12 protein-coding genes are annotated in these 16,748 nt (G+C 74.2%); 9 read left to right on the plus strand and 3 right to left on the minus strand.

Annotation, left to right across the window (positions count from 1 at the left end):
• The first annotated feature begins 144 nt into the window (after nucleotides 1-144).
• The 3 genes from D7M15_RS29190 to D7M15_RS22875 all read left to right on the plus strand — a co-directional run bounded on the left by D7M15_RS29190 (nucleotide 145) and on the right by D7M15_RS22875 (nucleotide 4,946).
• Entirely contained in the window at nucleotides 145-2,550 is a 2,406-nt protein-coding gene (locus tag D7M15_RS29190; RefSeq protein ID WP_240649432.1) for a germacradienol/geosmin synthase, read from the plus strand.
• A 100-nt stretch (nucleotides 2,551-2,650) separates the two neighbouring features.
• Nucleotides 2,651-4,156, plus strand: a complete 1,506-nt coding sequence (miaB, locus tag D7M15_RS22870) for a tRNA (N6-isopentenyl adenosine(37)-C2)-methylthiotransferase MiaB (protein ID WP_121519211.1) — start codon at nucleotides 2,651-2,653, stop codon at nucleotides 4,154-4,156.
• A 76-nt stretch (nucleotides 4,157-4,232) separates the two neighbouring features.
• Complete coding sequence (locus tag D7M15_RS22875; protein ID WP_121519212.1) at nucleotides 4,233-4,946, plus strand: class III extradiol dioxygenase subunit B-like domain-containing protein; 714 nt, start codon at nucleotides 4,233-4,235, stop codon at nucleotides 4,944-4,946.
• A gap of 96 nt (nucleotides 4,947-5,042) precedes the next feature.
• On the opposite strand, the gene D7M15_RS22880 is transcribed toward D7M15_RS22875, so the two are convergent.
• Nucleotides 5,043-5,240, minus strand: a complete 198-nt coding sequence (locus D7M15_RS22880) for an antitoxin (protein ID WP_121521254.1) — start codon at nucleotides 5,238-5,240, stop codon at nucleotides 5,043-5,045.
• 225 nt (nucleotides 5,241-5,465) lie between these two features.
• Between D7M15_RS22880 and miaA the strand changes: the two genes are divergently transcribed.
• The 5 genes from miaA to hflX all read left to right on the plus strand — a co-directional run bounded on the left by miaA (nucleotide 5,466) and on the right by hflX (nucleotide 11,957).
• The gene (gene miaA / locus D7M15_RS22885; RefSeq protein WP_121519213.1) at nucleotides 5,466-6,416 is read left to right on the plus strand and encodes a tRNA (adenosine(37)-N6)-dimethylallyltransferase MiaA; all 951 of its coding nucleotides are present in this window, start codon (nucleotides 5,466-5,468) and stop codon (nucleotides 6,414-6,416) included.
• Between the two features lie 107 nt (nucleotides 6,417-6,523).
• Complete coding sequence (locus tag D7M15_RS22890) at nucleotides 6,524-6,991, plus strand: hypothetical protein (RefSeq protein ID WP_240649433.1); 468 nt, start codon at nucleotides 6,524-6,526, stop codon at nucleotides 6,989-6,991.
• Between the two features lie 43 nt (nucleotides 6,992-7,034).
• Nucleotides 7,035-7,904: a diaminopimelate epimerase gene (gene dapF / locus D7M15_RS22895; protein WP_121519215.1), complete on the plus strand. Its 870-nt coding sequence runs from the start codon at nucleotides 7,035-7,037 to the stop codon at nucleotides 7,902-7,904.
• A 199-nt stretch (nucleotides 7,905-8,103) separates the two neighbouring features.
• On the plus strand, nucleotides 8,104-10,257 hold the full coding sequence (locus D7M15_RS22900) for an HD domain-containing protein (RefSeq protein ID WP_121519216.1): 2,154 nt from the start codon (nucleotides 8,104-8,106) through the stop codon (nucleotides 10,255-10,257).
• A gap of 200 nt (nucleotides 10,258-10,457) precedes the next feature.
• Nucleotides 10,458-11,957 carry a GTPase HflX gene (gene hflX / locus D7M15_RS22905; RefSeq protein ID WP_121519217.1) on the plus strand — a complete coding sequence of 500 codons (1,500 nt, stop codon included), beginning with the start codon at nucleotides 10,458-10,460 and terminating at the stop codon, nucleotides 11,955-11,957.
• Nucleotides 11,958-12,029: 72 nt separating this feature from the next.
• On the opposite strand, the gene D7M15_RS22910 is transcribed toward hflX, so the two are convergent.
• Both D7M15_RS22910 and D7M15_RS22915 read right to left on the minus strand, forming a co-directional pair.
• Entirely contained in the window at nucleotides 12,030-13,232 is a 1,203-nt protein-coding gene (locus D7M15_RS22910; RefSeq protein ID WP_121519218.1) for a hypothetical protein, read from the minus strand.
• Nucleotides 13,233-13,254: 22 nt separating this feature from the next.
• Entirely contained in the window at nucleotides 13,255-14,436 is a 1,182-nt protein-coding gene (locus D7M15_RS22915) for a hypothetical protein (protein ID WP_121519219.1), read from the minus strand.
• 83 nt (nucleotides 14,437-14,519) lie between these two features.
• Here D7M15_RS22915 and D7M15_RS22920 point away from each other — a divergent pair, with 83 nt between their 5' ends.
• A complete protein-coding gene (locus D7M15_RS22920) occupies nucleotides 14,520-16,727 on the plus strand; it encodes an IucA/IucC family protein (RefSeq protein ID WP_206337410.1) in 2,208 nt (735 codons plus the stop codon).
• The last annotated feature ends 21 nt before the right edge of the window (nucleotides 16,728-16,748 follow it).

The raw sequence follows: 16,748 nt of genomic DNA on the forward strand, positions 1-16,748 counted from the left end.
TGGTTCGTATGACTGTTTCCGCCGCCCGGATGGCGCCGCCGACCAGGGGTAAGGCTGAGCGCGCCCACGGCGGGCGGGGCCGGGCGCGGTCCCGCCCGCCGCCGCGGGACGCACCCGCGGACGTACCGAGGAAAGGCCGGGCACGTGACACAGCCCTTCGTACTGCCGGACTTCTACACCCCGTACCCCGCCCGGCTGAACCCGCACACCGACGGGGCGCGGACGCACTCGCGCGACTGGGCGCGGTCGATGGGCATGCTGGAGGGCTCAGGCGTCTGGGAGCAGGACGACCTCGACGCGCACGACTACGCGCTGCTGTGCGGCTACACCCACCCCGACGCGTCCGGCCCCGACCTGTCGCTGGTCACCGACTGGTACGTGTGGGTCTTCTTCTTCGACGACCACTTCCTGGAGGTCTTCAAGAAGCCGCAGGACCGCGACGGCGCGCGCGCCTACCTCGCGCGCCTCCCCGCGTTCATGCCGACGGACCCGGACGCGGCCGTCCCCCGGCCCGCCAACCCCGTCGAGGCGGGACTCGCGGACCTGTGGGCCCGTACGGTGCCCGCGATGTCCGCCGACTGGCGGGCGCGCTTCGCGGAGAGCACCCGCAACCTGCTGAACGAGTCGCTGTGGGAGCTGGCCAACATCCACCAGCGCCGCGTCGCCAACCCCGTCGAGTACCTGGAGATGCGCCGCAAGGTCGGCGGCGCCCCCTGGTCCGCAGGCCTGGTGGAGTACGCGGCGCGGGCCGAGGTGCCGTCGGCGGTCGCCGGGTCGCGGCCGCTGCGGGTGCTGCTGGACAGCTTCGCGGACGCCGTGCACCTGCGGAACGACCTGTTCTCGTACCAGCGGGAGACCGAGGAGGAGGGCGAACTCGCCAACTGCGTCCTGGTCCTGGAGACCTTCCTCGGCTGCACCACCCAGGAGGCGGCCGAATCCGTCAACGACCTGTTGACCTCACGGCTCCAGCAGTTCGAGCACACGGCGGCCACCGAACTGGCGCCGCTGTTCGCCGCGACCGGGCTCGACGCGGCGTCGTGCGCGGCGGTCGCGGCGTACGTGAAGGGGCTCCAGGACTGGCAGGCGGGCGGGCACGAGTGGCACACCCGGTCCAGCCGCTACATGAACGGCCACGGGACGCCGGAAGGTCCGGGCGGCGCCCCGGACTCCGGCGCGGAATCGGCGTCCGCGCGCGCGGACGCCGATTCCGCGCGGAGGGACGCCGTTTCCGCGGACCCCACCCCGGCGCACCCCGCCCCGCTCGACCCCGCCCCGCTCGACCTCGCCCCGACCGGCCTCGGCACGGCCGCCGCCGCTCTCGCCGCCACCGTACGGACGGCCGCCCCCGGCACCGTTCCGACCACCGCGCGCGCGGAGACCGCCCGCGCGCGCCGTTTCCGGCACGTGCCGTACCGCCGCGTCGGCCCGTCCCCGCTGCCGCCGATCGACGTCCCGTTCACCGCCCGCCTCAGCCCGCACCTGGACACCGCCCGCGACCACGTCGTCGAGTGGGCGCACCGTACGGGCATCCTGGAGCCGCAGCCCGGTGTCCCCGGCTCGCACGTGTGGGACGAGCCGCTGCTGCGGGACATCGACCTCCCCCTGTGCGCCGCCGGCATCCACCCCGACGCCACCCCCGCCCAACTCGACCTCACCTCCGCCTGGCTGGCCTGGGGCACGTACGGCGACGACTACTACCCGGCGGTCTTCGGCCGGGGCCGCGACCTCGCCGGAGCCCACCTGTGCACGGAACGCCTGTCCGCGTTCATGCCGCTGGAGTCCGCGCACACGCCCGTCCCCACCAGCGCGCTGGAACGGGGCCTGGCGGACCTGTGGGCGCGTACGGCCGGGCCGATGGACCCGGCGTCGCGCCGGGCGTTCCGCGGGGCGGTCGAGCGGATGGCGCACAGCTGGCTGTGGGAGCTGGCCAACCAGGCGCAGAACCGCGTCCCGGACCCGGTCGACTACCTGGAGATGCGGCGGCTGACCTTCGGCTCGGACCTCACCATGAGCCTGTGCCGCCTCGCGCACGCCGACCGGCTGCCACCCGCGCTCCACGCCACCCGCCCGATGCGTTCCCTGGAGGACTCCGCGGCGGACTTCGCCGCGCTGCTCAACGACCTCTTCTCGTACCAGAAGGAGATCGAGTTCGAGGGCGAGCTGCACAACGGCGTCCTGGTGGTGCAGGACTTCTTCGACTGCGACCAGCCGACGGCCGTGTCCGTGGTCGGTGACCTGATGCGTTCCCGGATGCGGCAGTTCCAGCACGTCGTCGCGAACGAACTGCCGCTGCTGCACGAGGAGTTCCAGCTCGACGCCGCGGCGCGCGCGGCCCTCGACGACTACGTGCGGGACCTGGAGAACTGGCTCTCCGGCATCCTCGTCTGGCACCGGGACTGCCGCCGCTACCGCGAGGAGGACCTGCGCCGCCACGCCGCCTCCCCGCCCGGCGCCCCACGGCGCCCGTGGACGCCCCCGCGCCCCGGCGGGCTCGGCACCTCGGCCGCCGGGCTGGCGCGCACGGCGGCGGGCGCGACCGGCGCGCGCTGAGCGGCGGGGGAGGGGGCCGGAGCGGCCCGTACGCGCGCACGCGTACGGGAGGGCGCACGCGGGTCGGGCGCCCTCCCCGCGAGCGCCTACCCTGGGGGGCATGACCGCGCAGGACACCCAGACACGAAGCTACGAGATCCGCACGTTCGGCTGCCAGATGAACGTCCACGACAGCGAGCGCATGGCGGGCCTGCTGGAGGACGCCGGATACGTGCGCGCGCCCGCGGACGCCGACGGCGCCGACGTGGTGGTGTTCAACACCTGCGCGGTGCGCGAGAACGCGGACAACAGGCTGTACGGCAACCTCGGCCAGCTCGTGCCGAAGAAGGCCGCCCGGCCCGGCATGCAGATCGCCGTGGGCGGCTGCCTGGCGCAGAAGGACCGCGACACGATCACGCGGAAGGCGCCGTGGGTCGACGTCGTCTTCGGCACCCACAACGTCGGCAAGCTCCCCGTACTGCTGGAGCGCGCCCGGGTGGAGAACGAGGCGCAGGTCGAGATCGCGGAGTCCCTGGAGGCGTTCCCCTCGACGCTGCCGACGCGGCGCGAGAGCGCGTACGCCGCGTGGGTCTCGGTCTCCGTCGGCTGCAACAACACCTGCACCTTCTGCATCGTCCCGCAGCTGCGCGGCAAGGAGAAGGACCGCCGTCCCGGCGACATCCTCGCGGAGGTGGAGGCCCTCGTCGACGAGGGCGTCAGCGAGATCACCCTGCTCGGACAGAACGTCAACGCGTACGGCAGCGACATCGGCGACCGCGAGGCGTTCGGCAAGCTGCTGCGCGCGTGTGGCCGGATCGACGGGCTGGAGCGCGTCCGCTTCACCTCCCCGCACCCGCGCGACTTCACGGACGACGTGATCGCGGCGATGGCCGAGACGCCGAACGTGATGCCGCAGCTCCACATGCCGCTCCAGTCCGGCTCGTCACGGCTGCTGAAGGCGATGCGCCGCTCGTACCGGCAGGAGCGCTACCTCGACATCATCGAGAAGGTCCGCGCCGCGATGCCCGAGGCCGCGATCTCCACCGACATCATCGTGGGCTTCCCCGGCGAGACCGAGGAGGACTTCCAGGAGACGCTGCACGTGGTGCGCGAGGCGCGCTTCGCGCAGGCGTTCACCTTCCAGTACAGCAAGCGCCCGGGGACGCCCGCCGCCGAGATGGACGGGCAGGTGCCGAAGGCCGTCGTGCAGGAGCGCTACGAGCGGCTGGTGGAGCTCCAGGAGGAGATCTCCTGGGCGGAGAACAAGCGGCAGCTCGGCCGCACCCTGGAGGTCATGGTCGCGGAGGGCGAGGGGCGCAAGGACGGCGCCACGCGCCGCCTGTCGGGCCGCGCGCCCGACAACCGCCTCGTGCACTTCGCCGCGGACGGCCTGTCCGTACGCCCCGGCGACCTCGCCACGGTCGAGATCACGTACGCCGCCCCGCACCACCTCCTCGCCGAGGGCCCGGCCCGCGCCGTGCGGCGTACGCGCGCGGGCGACGCCTGGGAGCGCCGCAACGCCGCGCCGCAGCCCGCGCCGGGCGTGCTGCTCGGGCTGCCGACCGTGGGCGTGCCGACGGCGGAGCCCGCGGCGTCGGGCACGGGCGGCGGCTGCACGGCCTGCTAGGCGGTGTCCGCCGGAGCCCCGGTTCCGGCGCCGTACGGTCGACCCCTCCGCCTCGCCATCGCCTAAGCTGCGCGCCATGCTTGTCGCCGCGGCCGTGTGCCCCTGCCCGCCCCTGCTGGTGCCCGAGGTGTCCGGTGCGGCCGCCCCCGAGACGGACGGCGCCCGCGCGGCCTGCTTCGACGCGATCGGCGTCCTGGCCGCGGCGCGGCCGGACCGGCTGGTCGTCGTCGGCCCCGCCGAGCGGTCCGGGCGCGGCCGCCACCCGCAGGGCGCGCCGGGCTCGTTCCGCGGCTACGGCGTACCCCTCGACGTGACCCTGGGCGGGGGCGAACCCGCCGCCGACGCGCACGAGTTGCCGCCGTCGCTGGCGGTCGCCGCCTGGCTGCTGGAACGTACGGGCTGGGGTGCCGCGCCGGTCGAGGGGCTCGGCGTGGGCGAGCCGCTGACGCGCGACCGCTGCGTGGCCGCCGGGCGTGAACTGGCCGCGGGGGAGGGCCGGTCGGCGCTCCTGGTGATGGGCGACGGCAGCGCGTGCCGCACGCTGAAGGCGCCCGGGTACTTCGACGAGCGCGCCGCCGCCTTCGACGCCGAGGCCGCCCGCGCGCTGGGCGCCGCCGACCTGCCGGGGCTGCTCGCGCTGGACGACGAGCTGGCGTACGAGCTGAAGGCCGCCGGCCGCGCCTGCTGGCAGGTGCTCGCGGGGGCGGCGGAGGGCGCGGGCCTCAGCGGCCGCCTGCTGTACGACGAGGCGCCGTACGGCGTCGGCTACCTGGTGGCGAGCTGGTCGTGACGGAGGGCGCGACGGCCGCGGCGACGCGCGGGTGCGGCCGTACGGACCCGGGCCCGTAGGGCCGCACCCGGCGGGCGTGCGCGGGTGCGCGAGCCGTCAGGCGGCGCCGCCGCCGTGCCGGTCGTCGCCCATGCGGTCGATGCCGTCCTTGGCCTTGTCCGTGCCGGAGCGGATCTTGTCGGAGTGCTTTCCGCCGGTCCTGCGGTCGAGGGTGTCGGCGCCCTTGTCGATGCCCTGGCCGACCTTGTCGCCGTGCTGTCCGAGCATGCCCTTGACCTTGTCCATGAAGCCCATGATCGCGGTCACCTTCCGTTGAGCGGCTGTGTGCGGGCGTTCCGTCGCCGCGCCGGTCCGCCGTCCCGCCCGCGGGGAGCGAGCCGCGACCGTAAAGGGGATGAAACGCCCATATCCACTGAAGACCATACCCGGAGCCGGGGGATTCCGTCCTGCCCGTACCCCGGTCCCGGTGATCCGCCCGGGGCCCGGCGGCCACCCGCGCCGTTTGCGACAATCACGCCCGTGACAGTCCCCGTATCCGCCTCCCGGCGCACTCCCCAGGTCATCGCGGTCGTCGGCCCCACCGCGGCCGGCAAGTCCGATCTGGCCGTCGGCCTCGCCCGGCACCTGGGCGGTGAGATCGTCAACGCGGACTCGATGCAGCTGTACGCGGGCATGGACATCGGCACCGCCAAACTGACCCCCGCGGAACGCCGGGGCGTACCCCACCACCTGCTGGACGTCTGGGACGTCACCGTCGCCGCCAACGTGGCCGACTACCAGCGGCTCGCCCGCGCCGAGATCGACCGACTGCTCGCCGCGGGCCGGGTGCCGGTGCTCGTCGGCGGCTCCGGGCTGTACGTGCGGGCGGCCCTCGACGTGATGGAGTTCCCCGGCACGGACCCCGCCGTACGCGCCCGCCTGGAGGCCGAGTTGGCCGACCGCGGACCCGGCGTCCTGCACGCCCGCCTCGGCGTCACCGACCCGGACGCCGCGCGCGCCATCCTCCCCAGCAACGGCCGCCGCCTCGTACGCGCCCTGGAGGTCATCGAGATCACCGGGCGGCCCTTCACCGCCCACCTCCCCGGGCACGAGGCCGTCTACGACACCCTCCAGATCGGCGTCGACGTCGCCCGCCCCGAACTGGACGCGCGGATCACCGACCGGGTCGACCGCATGTGGGAGGCCGGACTCGTCGACGAGGTGCGCGCGCTGGAGGCGGCAGGGCTGCGCGAGGGCCGTACGGCCTCCCGGGCTCTCGGCTACCAGCAGGTGCTCGCCGCCCTGGCCGGGGAGTGCGCGGAGGACGCGGCGCGGGCCGAGACGGTGCGCGCCACGAAGCGGTTCGCGCGGCGCCAGGACTCCTGGTTCCGCCGGGACCCGCGCGTCCACTGGCTCGGCGGCGGAGCCGCCGACAGGGCGGAACTCACGTCGAGCGCCCTCGCGTTGCTCGAACGAGCGGTCACAGCCTGATCACGTCATGGCATCGGGACCGCTCGGGCGCCGATCGGGGGTGCTCCTACGTGCCATCATCAACCATCGTTCGAGCCGAGCAGCCGGAGTGGGGAGGGCGCGTGGCGATGGAGGCCAGCCCTCGCGACAACGAAGAGTCCCGGGTCGACTACATCCCGGACCTGGACGGGATACGCGGGGCTCTCGACGACGACCTGGTCGTGGTGGACGCCCCCGACGGCCCACCGGCCGAGCCGCTGGAGCCGCACGAGTTGCGGCCGCAGCGCCGCCTGCGGCTCTGGCAGTTGGCGCCGATCGTGGTGCTGAGCGCGCTGGGTTCACTGATGTTCGCGTTCCCGCTGGCCTTCGAGCCGGGTGCCAGCTCCGGCGCCGTCGTCTCCATGCTCGGCCTGCTGATCTGCTCCTGCGCCGCCGGCTGGGGCGTCATGGCCGCCCGCCGTGTCGGCCACACCTGGCCCGGCCTGCCCTCGCCAGGCTCCGGCAAGCGCGCCGACTGGCGCGTGGTGCTGCTGTACGCGGCCGTGGTCGGCACCGTCGCCGTCCTCGCCGTCTGGCGCGTCGCCCGGCTCGGCTGAGCGCGCCCCGGGCACGTACGCCCGGTCCCGTACGATCGACCGTGTGGACAACGCGCGGCCCGTGCCGTTCCTCAAGGGACACGGCACCGAGAACGACTTCGTGATCATCCCCGACCCCGAGGGTCGGTTCGAGCTGTCCAAGGACGCCGTGGCGCGGCTCTGCGACCGCCGCGCGGGCGTCGGCGGCGACGGCCTGCTGCGCGTCGTGCGCTCCGCCCGGCACCCCGAGGCGCGGGCGATGGCGGGCGACGCCGAGTGGTTCATGGACTACCGCAACAGCGACGGCAGCATCGCCGAGATGTGCGGCAACGGCGTACGGGTCTTCGCCCGCCACCTCGTCCGCGCGGGCCTCGCCCCGGCCGGTGAGCTGGCCGTCGCCACCCGCGCCGGGCTCCGCCGCGTACGGCTGGACGCCGACGGTGGCGGCGTCACCGTCGGCATGGGCCGGGCGGAGCTGCCGGAGGGCGAGGTCACCGTGACGGTCGGCGGCCGCAGCTGGGCGGCGCGGCACGTGAACGTCGGGAACCCGCACGCCGTCGCCTTCGTCGACGACCTCGCGGAGGCGGGTCCGCTGCGCGAGACGCCGCTCGTCGCGCCCGGTTCCGCCTACCCGCGGGGTGTGAACGTCGAGTTCGTGGTCGACCGTGGGCCGCGGCACGTGGCGCTGAGGGTGTACGAGCGGGGGTCCGGGGAGACGCGTTCCTGCGGTACGGGCGCCTGCGCCGTGATGGTCGCCGCCGCGCGCCGGGACGGCGCCGACCCCACCGCTGACGGCACCCCCGTGACGTACACGGTGGACGTGCCCGGCGGTCGGCTCGTCATCAGCGAAGGCGTGGACGGCGGCATCGAGATGACGGGTCCCGCCGTGATCGTCGCGGAGGGCACGCTCGACGGGACCCTGCTCGCGGGCTGATCCGCCGCGCACGGAACGGTGCTTCGGGGGGACCGGCGCCACGGGTCACGGTTTGCGCGCTCTTTCCACTCACGCGTATAACGAACCTCGCTCGATTGGGTGATCCGTGCCACCCCGGGCGAGAGCCGGTGAACGGCTCGTGGTGGGCTCGGTAGCATCACACCACCGGACGCGGGGTGTTACACGAGCGGGAGGTGCCATGGGCGCGGTACGAAACCTTCGAAAGCTCAGCCGGGCCGCCCTGCTCAGGCCGTCCCCGCGCGGTGCGCTGCCGGACGCCATCGAGCACGTGGCCCAGGCCCATCGGGCCCATCACCCCGGCGCCGACCTGGACATGCTGCGCCGCGCGTACCTCCTCGCGGAGTCCTCCCACCGCGGCCAGATGCGCAAGAGCGGCGAGCCGTACATCACGCACCCGCTCGCGGTGACGCTGATCCTCGCCCAACTCGGCGCCGAGCAGACCACGTTGACCGCCTCACTGCTGCACGACACGGTCGAGGACACCGATGTCACGCTGGCGCAGGTGCGCGCCGAGTTCGGCGACGAGGTGTGCCATCTCGTGGACGGTGTCACGAAGTTGGAGAAGGTCGACTACGGCGCGGCGGCCGAGCCGGAGACCTTCCGGAAGATGCTCGTGGCCACCGGCAGCGACGTCCGCGTGATGTCCATTAAGCTGGCGGACCGGTTGCACAACATGCGGACGCTCGGCGTGATGCGCCCCGAGAAGCAGGTACGCATCGCCAAGGTCACCAGCGACGTGCTCATCCCGCTCGCGGAACGGCTCGGCGTGCAGGCGCTCAAACGGGAGCTGGAGGACCTGGTCTTCGCGATCCTCCTGCCCGAGGAGCACGCCCGTACGCAGGAGTTGATCCGCGCGCACACCGCGCAGCCCGACCCGCTGACCCAGGTCGCGGCGAGAGTGCGCGAGGTGCTGCGCGAGGCGGCGATCGACGCGCAGGTGCTGATCCGGCCGCGCCACCTGGTCTCGCTGCACCGGCTGCGGAAGAAGCGCGGCGAGCTGGGCCCCTGCGACTTCGGGCGGCTGATGATCCTCGTCGCCGAGGACGCCGACTGCTACGCGGCCCTCGGTGAACTGCACACCTGCTTCGTACCGGTGATGTCCGAGTTCAAGGACTTCATCGCGGTGCCCAAGTTCAACCTCTACCAGTCGCTGCACACCGCCTTCGCGGACCAGGACGGCCGCGTGGCCGAAGTCCTCGTCCGTACGCGGCAGATGCACCAGGTGGCGGAGGCGGGCGTGATCACCCTCGGCGACCCGCACCCCGCCACCCCCGCGGACGCCGAGGCGGAGGCGGCCGCCGGGGACGGCGAACGCGTCGACCCGACCCGGCCCGGCTGGCTCTCCCGGCTGCTGGAGTGGCAGAGCCGCACCGCGGACCCGGACACGTTCTGGAGCGAGCTGAGGGACGAGCTGGCCGAGGACCGCGAGATCACCGTGTACTGCGCGGAGCCCGGCACCGGCGCGAGCAGCGGCGCGCTGCCGCTGCCCGCGGGCGCCAGCTGCGTCGACGCCGCGTACGCGCTGCACGGCGAGGCCGCCCACCGCTGTATCGGCGCCCGTGTCAACGGGCGGCTGACCTCCCTCGCCACGGCGCTGCGCGACGCCGACACGGTGCAGCTGTTCCTCGCGCCCACCTCGGGCACCGCCGCGTACGCGCCCTCGCCGGAGTGGCTGGACCACGCGCGTACGCCCGCCGCCCGCATCTCCATCCGGAAGTGGCTGGCCGCGCACCCGCCGGTGGCCGCCGCCGACGCGGTGACGGTGCCGACGGAGACCCCGGCGGGACCCGTGCCGGAATCCGTACCGGAGCCCGTGACGGAAGCCACCGCCCCCGCCGCGCACGGCGCGACCGCGCCCCCCGGCGACAGCGTCTCCATCGTCACGCCGCACCCGCACGCCCCCGTACGCCTCGCGCGCTGCTGCACGCCCGTACCGCCCGACGCCGTCACCGGCTTCCCCGTACGGGGCGGAGCCGTGACCGTGCACCGCGACTCCTGCCAGGCGGTGGTGCGGATGGCCGCCGCCGGGCGCTCCTCCGTCTCCGTACGCTGGCGCAAGCTCCAGGCGGGCTGCCGCGTGACGCTCCGCGCGGAGGCGTTCGGGCGGCCCCGGCTCCTCGCCGACCTCACCGAGACCATTGCCTCCGAGGGCGCCGCCGTGGTCTCCGCGGACGTCGAACCGCCCTGCGAGCAGCGCGTACGGCACACGTACACGCTGCACCTGCCCGACGCCACGGGCCTCCCCGCCCTGATGCGCGCCATGCGCAAGGTGCCCGGCGTGTACGACGTGAGCCGCGCCGCGCACCGCGTGCCCATGGGGTCGACGGGCTGAGGCGGGGCGGGGCCGGTCGCGCGGCGCGGGCGGGGCTCGTCCGCGGGTGCGGAGCGTTCCGGGGCGGTAATTGCGGTGACGCGCGGGCCGCCCCGTGCCACCATCGTCGGCAGCGGCGGGGCCGCGCGGCGACCGGGAATCTTCCCGGGACCGGAAGCGTTCACCGCACAGCATCCCTTTTCCCACGGCGTAAGGACCCCATGACCCTCTCCTCTTCTTCCCTGCCGAACACCGGCCAGCGCCTCGCCGAGACGGACCGCCGAGCCGACGCCCTGATGGAAGAGGACGTGGCATGGAGCGACGACGTCGACGGCGGGCGCGACGGTGAGCAGTACGACCGCTCGGACCGCGCGGCGCTGCGCCGCGTGGCGGGACTCTCCACCGAGCTGCAGGACGTCACCGAGGTCGAGTACCGACAGCTCCGGCTGGAGCGCGTCGTGCTCGTCGGCGTCTGGACCTCCGGCACCGCGCAGGACGCCGACAACTCCCTCGCGGAGCTGGCGGCGCTGGCCGAGACCGCGGGCGCCGAGGTGCTCGACGGCGTGGTCCAGCGGCGCGACAAGCCCGACCCGGCGACGTACATCGGCTCCGGCAAGGCGCGCGAGCTGCGCGACCTGGTGCTGGAGTCCGGTGCCGACACCGTCGTCTGCGACGGTGAGCTGAGCCCCGGCCAGCTGATCCACCTGGAGGACGTCGTCAAGGTCAAGGTCGTGGACCGTACGGCCCTGATCCTCGACATCTTCGCGCAGCACGCCAAGTCCCGTGAGGGCAAGGCGCAGGTGGCGCTGGCGCAGATGCAGTACATGCTGCCGAGGCTGCGCGGCTGGGGCCAGTCGCTGTCCCGTCAGATGGGTGGTGGCGGTTCCGGTTCCGCGGGCGGCGGCATGGCCACCCGTGGTCCCGGTGAGACCAAGATCGAGACGGACCGGCGGCGCATCCGCGAGAAGATGGCGAAGATGCGCCGCGAGATCGCGGAGATGCAGACCAGCCGCGACATCCAGCGCCAGGACCGCAAGCGGAACAAGGTCCCGTCCGTCGCCATCGCCGGATACACCAACGCGGGCAAGTCCTCCCTGCTCAACAGGCTGACGGGCGCGGGAGTCCTGGTGGAGAACGCGCTGTTCGCCACCCTCGACCCCACGGTGCGCAAGGCGGAGACGCCGAGCGGACGGCTGTACACGCTGGTGGACACCGTCGGCTTCGTCCGGCACCTGCCGCACCACCTCGTGGAGGCGTTCCGGTCCACGATGGAGGAGGTCGCGGCCTCCGACCTGATCCTGCACGTCGTGGACGGCTCGCACCCCGCGCCGGAGGAGCAGCTGGCCGCGGTGCGGGAGGTGATCCGCGACGTGGGCGCCTCCGACGTGCCGGAGATCGTGGTGGTCAACAAGGCGGACGCCGCCGACCCGCTCGTCCTCCAGCGGCTGCTGCGCCAGGAGCGGCAGGCCCTGGTCGTCTCCGCGCGCACCGGCGCGGGCGTCGACGACCTGCTGGAGCTGCTGGACCAGGACCTGCCGCGGCCCGCCGTCGAGGTCGAGGCGCTGGTGCCGTACACGCAGGGCGGGCTGGTCTCCCGCGCGCACGCCGAGGGCGAGGTGGTCTCCGAGGAGCACACCGCGGAGGGCACGCTCCTCACGGCGCGCGTGCACGAGGCGCTCGCCGCGGAGCTGCGCGCGTACGCCCCGGCCGCCCGCGGCTGACCGGACGTACGAGAGGAGCCCGCCCCGGGCCGGGGCGGGCTCCTCTCGCGCGGTGTCGCCGCCGTACGGGCGTCAGCTCGTGCCCGCGTACTTCTCACTGATCGCGTCGAACACGCCCTTGGCCGCGGCCCCGAGGCGTGGCCCGGCGGCGTAGCTGACGTCGGGCCTGTTGATCAGGGAGTTGACCGACACCAGCCGCGCCTCGCCGTCCCGGCCCGAGGCGAAGACCCCGCCCCCGGACATGCCGCCGGTCATGGTGCAGCCGATGCGGTACATCGGCTCCTGCGTCGGGTCCAGCGTGTAGCGCCCCGGCCGGTCCGTGCACCGGAACATCCGCTCGCCCCCGTACGGCGCCTCCGCCGGGTAGCCGTACGAGCTGATGCCGGAGAAACGTTCGACCGGCGGCGCGTCGAAGTCGATCTCCACCGCCGTACCGACCGTCTCCTCCAGCGACTTGCCGGACTCCTGGTCGGTGCGGACCTTCAGCACGGCGAAGTCCTGCTGCGCGCCCCCGCCGCCGCTCGCGGCGCCCCGTTCCATCCAGTACGCGGTGGTCTGGATCCACTCCACCCACCAGTCCCGGTACGGGTGGACGTCGCCCCGCGGCGCGCCGTCGACCCGGGACTCGGGCAGCCCGCTGTTGTTGTAGGCGGGCACGAACATGACGTTCCGGAACCAGCCCTTGCCCTGACCGCCGTGCACGCAGTGGCCCGCGGTGGCGACGAGGTCGGACTTCCCGGGGTTGCCCGGGTCCTTCACCACCGTGCCGGAGCAGACCATGGGGCCGTCGGGGGTCTCCATGAAGATCTTCCCGGCGGGCGCCGCGTGCCGCGTGTACGGCGTCTTCACCGGCTCGGCCCGTACGGCGTCGGGTTCGCGGTCGGTGCTGCCCGCGGCGGTCTCCACGTCCGCCGTGACGGTGTTGTCGTTGCCTTCCGCTTCCCTCAGCCGCTCGGGCTTCCAGTGGTCGGGGAGGTACGGGTTGGCGAAGTCCTCGGCGTCGCGGAGCCACTGCTCCCGGTCCCAGTCCTTCCACCCGCCCTCCTTCCACTTGTCGAGGTCGCGGAGCGACGAGGGCAGGTCCTCGGGCAGCCGGTCGGTGACCTTCCCGCCGTCCTCGGCCGCACCGTCGGCGGAGGTGTCGGGCTTCGCCTCGGCGGAGGAGTCGCCCCCGTCGTCACCGCCGCACGCGGTGACGGTCAACGCCAGCGCCGAGGCGAGGGCCACGGCCGCGAGCGCGGGACGCCGTCGGCGCCCGGTCGTCGTACCTGACATGGCTCTGCGGTCCTCCCGCGCTTCAGTCCAGGCCGCCGACGGCGTCGAAGACGGCCTCGGCTTCCTTGCCCAGGGCCGCACCGGCGAGCCAGTCGTGGGTGACCGGGCCGATCGACGTGACGGAGAGCAGTTCCTCGCCGTCCGCGCTCAGCCAGGGGCCGCCGGAGGAACCGCCGGTCATGGTGCAGCCGATGCGGTACATCGTGGGCTGCGACGCGTCGAGCGACAGCCGACCGGGCTTGTCCTCGCAGGCGTACATCGTCTCGCCGGAGAACGGGGGCGCCGCCGGGTAGCCGCGCGCCGTAAGGCTCGCGACGTTCTTCACGCCAGGGGTGTCGAAGTTGACGGTGACCGCGTCGCCGACGGTCTCCTCCAGGCTCGTACCGCCGCCGTCCTCGGGCTTCACCTTCAGCACGGCGAAGTCCTGCGGGGCGCCGCTGCCACCCTGGGTGGCACCGTTCTGGATCCAGTGGTCGGTGGTGCGGGCGTGCTGCGCCCAGTAGACGCCGTGCGGGGCGACGTCCGACTTGGGCGCGCCCTCCAGTTCGGCCTGGCCGAGGCCCTCGCTGTTGAAGTGCGGCACGAACACGACGTTCCGGAACCAGCCCTTGCCCTTGCCGCCGTGCACGCAGTGTCCGGCGGTGGCGACGAGGTTGGACTTCCCGGGGTTCTTCGGGTCCTTGACGACGGCGCCGGAGCAGACCATGGAGCCCTCGGGGGTCTCCATGAAGATCTTGCCGACGGGGGGAGCCTGGCCGGTGTACGGGGTGGGCACCGCAGCCGCCTTCACCGGTTCCGGTACGGGGTCGGTGACGCCCTGGTCGATGTCGGACTCGTCGACGTCGCGTTCGGGCTCGTTGTCCTTCGCGTCGTCCATCCGGTCGGTGTTCCAGAAGTCCTCGATGATCGGGTTGACGAAGTCCTCCGCCTCGCGGAGCCACTTCTCCCGGTCCCAGTCCTTCCAGCCCCCGTCGCGCCAGTTCCTCAGGTCCTCGATGGCGGCGGGGAGGTCCTTCGGCAGCTCGTCGGGAAGGCCCAGTTCCTCCTTGAGGTCCTTGGGCACCTGCGTGGTCGACTCGCTCGGCTTCGCGTCCGCGTCGTCGTCCTCCGGACCGCACGCGGTCGCCGTCACCGCCAGCGCTGCCACGGCGGCGGCCGTGGCCAGCGCGCGCCGACGACGCACGGATCTGCCTATGGGTGACATGGATCGAACTCCCCCTGTGTGGATCAGCTGCTGTGAACCTGTCATACACCTCGGGCGAGGCGGCACCCCACTATGCCCGGCGAATGGGGGGACGGAAGGGACCGGGTCCACGGTTCCCGCCAAACTCCGGGCGCCCCCGGCCCGTTGGGGATGATCTTGTCACGGGCCGTGCTCCCTCGCCGCCGCCTTCGTTGGTACGTACGGGGGACAGCGGCCCGCTCGTCAGCGCGCCGAGTCGACAGCACCAGGAGGCTCCAGCAGTGAACGCGCGCTCCGGACCCGAGGGAACCGCCGCCGACGGCACGCTCCCGGTCCGCCCCCGCTCCGCGTACGCCCCCCGCGACGCGAGCGTCCCGGACGTGCCCCGCCCCTCGCCCCACGGCACCGGCCCGGGAGCGGGCACCGCCCCCGCGGCCCCCGCGCACCGTACGGACGTGCCCGACCCGCTGGAGGACGCCGACCCGGCCGTCGTCGCGGACGCCGCCGCGGCGGAGAACCTGCTGCGCTGCTGGGTCCGCGAGAGCGCGCTGCCGGGCCCGGAGGACGGCGCGCTGCGCGTACCGCTGCACGCCACCGGGACGACCCTGTGCGTGCCCGTACGCCACTGGTCGCCCACCGGCTGGCACCGGTTCGGGCCGCCGCTGCTGGACGGCGCGCCCCTGGACGCGGCGCCGCTCGACGCGGTGGCGCTGGCGGCCCTGCTCGGCCGGGAGGCGGCGTACGGCGCGGGCGGTACGGCGTACGGCGCGGGCAGCGGGAACGGGGGCGCGGGAGGCGCGGGACGCGCGGGCGCCGCGCTGGGCGAGGGGCACGCGCTCGTCGGCCGGGTGGCCGACTCCGTGCGGCGCACCGCCGAGTTCCTCACCGACCGGCGTGCGGCACCGGACGCGCCGCCGGAGGTCGACGCGTTCCTCGACGCCGAACAGGCCCTGCTCCTCGGCCACCCCCTGCACCCCACACCCAAGAGCCGCGAAGGGCTCTCCGAGACGGAGGCCCCCGCGTACTCGCCGGAGCTGCGCGGCTCGTTCCCGCTGCACTGGATGGCGGTCGACGCGTCGGTGCTCGCGACGGGCTCGGCCTGGTACGAGGACGGGGAGGCGCCGCCCGCCACCCCGTCGCCCGCCCCCGTACCCGCCGCCGACCTCACCGCCCGCCTCGCGGGTGACGACGTCGCCGCGCGCCTCCCCGACGGCGCGGCCCTGCTGCCGCTGCACCCCTGGCAGGCCCGCGAACTGCGGCACCGGCCCGCGGTGGCGCGGCTGTTGGCCGCCGGACTGCTGCGCGACCTCGGGCCGGGCGGCGCGCCGTGGTACCCCACGTCGTCCGTCCGTACGCTCCACCGGCCCGGCGCGCCCGCGATGGTGAAGCTGTCGCTCGGCCTGCGCATCACCAACTCCCGCCGGGAGAACCTCCGCAAGGAGCTGCTGCGCGGCGTCGAGGTGCACCGGCTGCTGCGCACCGGTCTCGGCGCCGACTGGCGGGCGGCCCACCCCGGGTTCGACATCGTGCGGGATCCGGCCTGGCTCGGGGTCGACGACCCGTACGGCGAGCCGGTGCCCGGTCTCGACACGGTACTGCGGCACAACCCCTTCGGCCCGGCCGACGACGCCGTCTGCCTCGCCTCGCTGACCTCGCCGCGGCCCTGGCCGGGCGGGCGCGCGAGGGAGTTGCGGTCCCGGCTCGCGGACCTGGTCGGGCGGCTGGCGGAACGTACGGGGCGGCCGCCGTACGAGGTGGCCGACGAGTGGTTCGCGCGCTACCTCGACGCCGTCGTCGCGCCCGTCCTCTGGCTGGACGCGCACGCGGGCATCGCCCTGGAGGCGCACCAGCAGAACACGCTGGTGCTGCTCGACTCCGACGGCTGGCCCCGCGGCGGTCGCTACCGCGACAACCAGGGCTACTACTTCCGCGCCTCCCACCGCGCCGCCCTCGACCGGCGGTTGCCGGGTGTGGGCGTCGCCAGCGACTCGTACGTCCCGGACGACGTCACCGACGAGCGCTTCGCGTACTACCTGGGGATCAACAACGTCCTCGGGCTCGTCGGCGCGTTCGGCTCCCAGGGGCTGGCCGACGAACGGCCGCTGCTCGCCGCCTTCCGGCGCTTCCTCGACGAGCACGCGCGCGGCGCCCCCGGCGCCCCCGTCTCGCCGCTGCCCGCGCTGCTGCTGGAGGCGCCGACGCTGCGCTGCAAGGCGAACCTGCTGACCCGGCTGAACGGGATGGACGAGCTGGTCGGGCCGGTCGACACCCAGTCCGTGTACGTACCCGTACGCAATCCCCTCAGCCGCTGACGATCCCCGCAGGAGGTCCCG

The sequence above is a fragment of the Streptomyces sp. Z26 genome, assembly GCF_003665095.1.
GTDB classification, from domain to species: Bacteria; Actinomycetota; Actinomycetes; order Streptomycetales; family Streptomycetaceae; genus Streptomyces; species Streptomyces phytohabitans.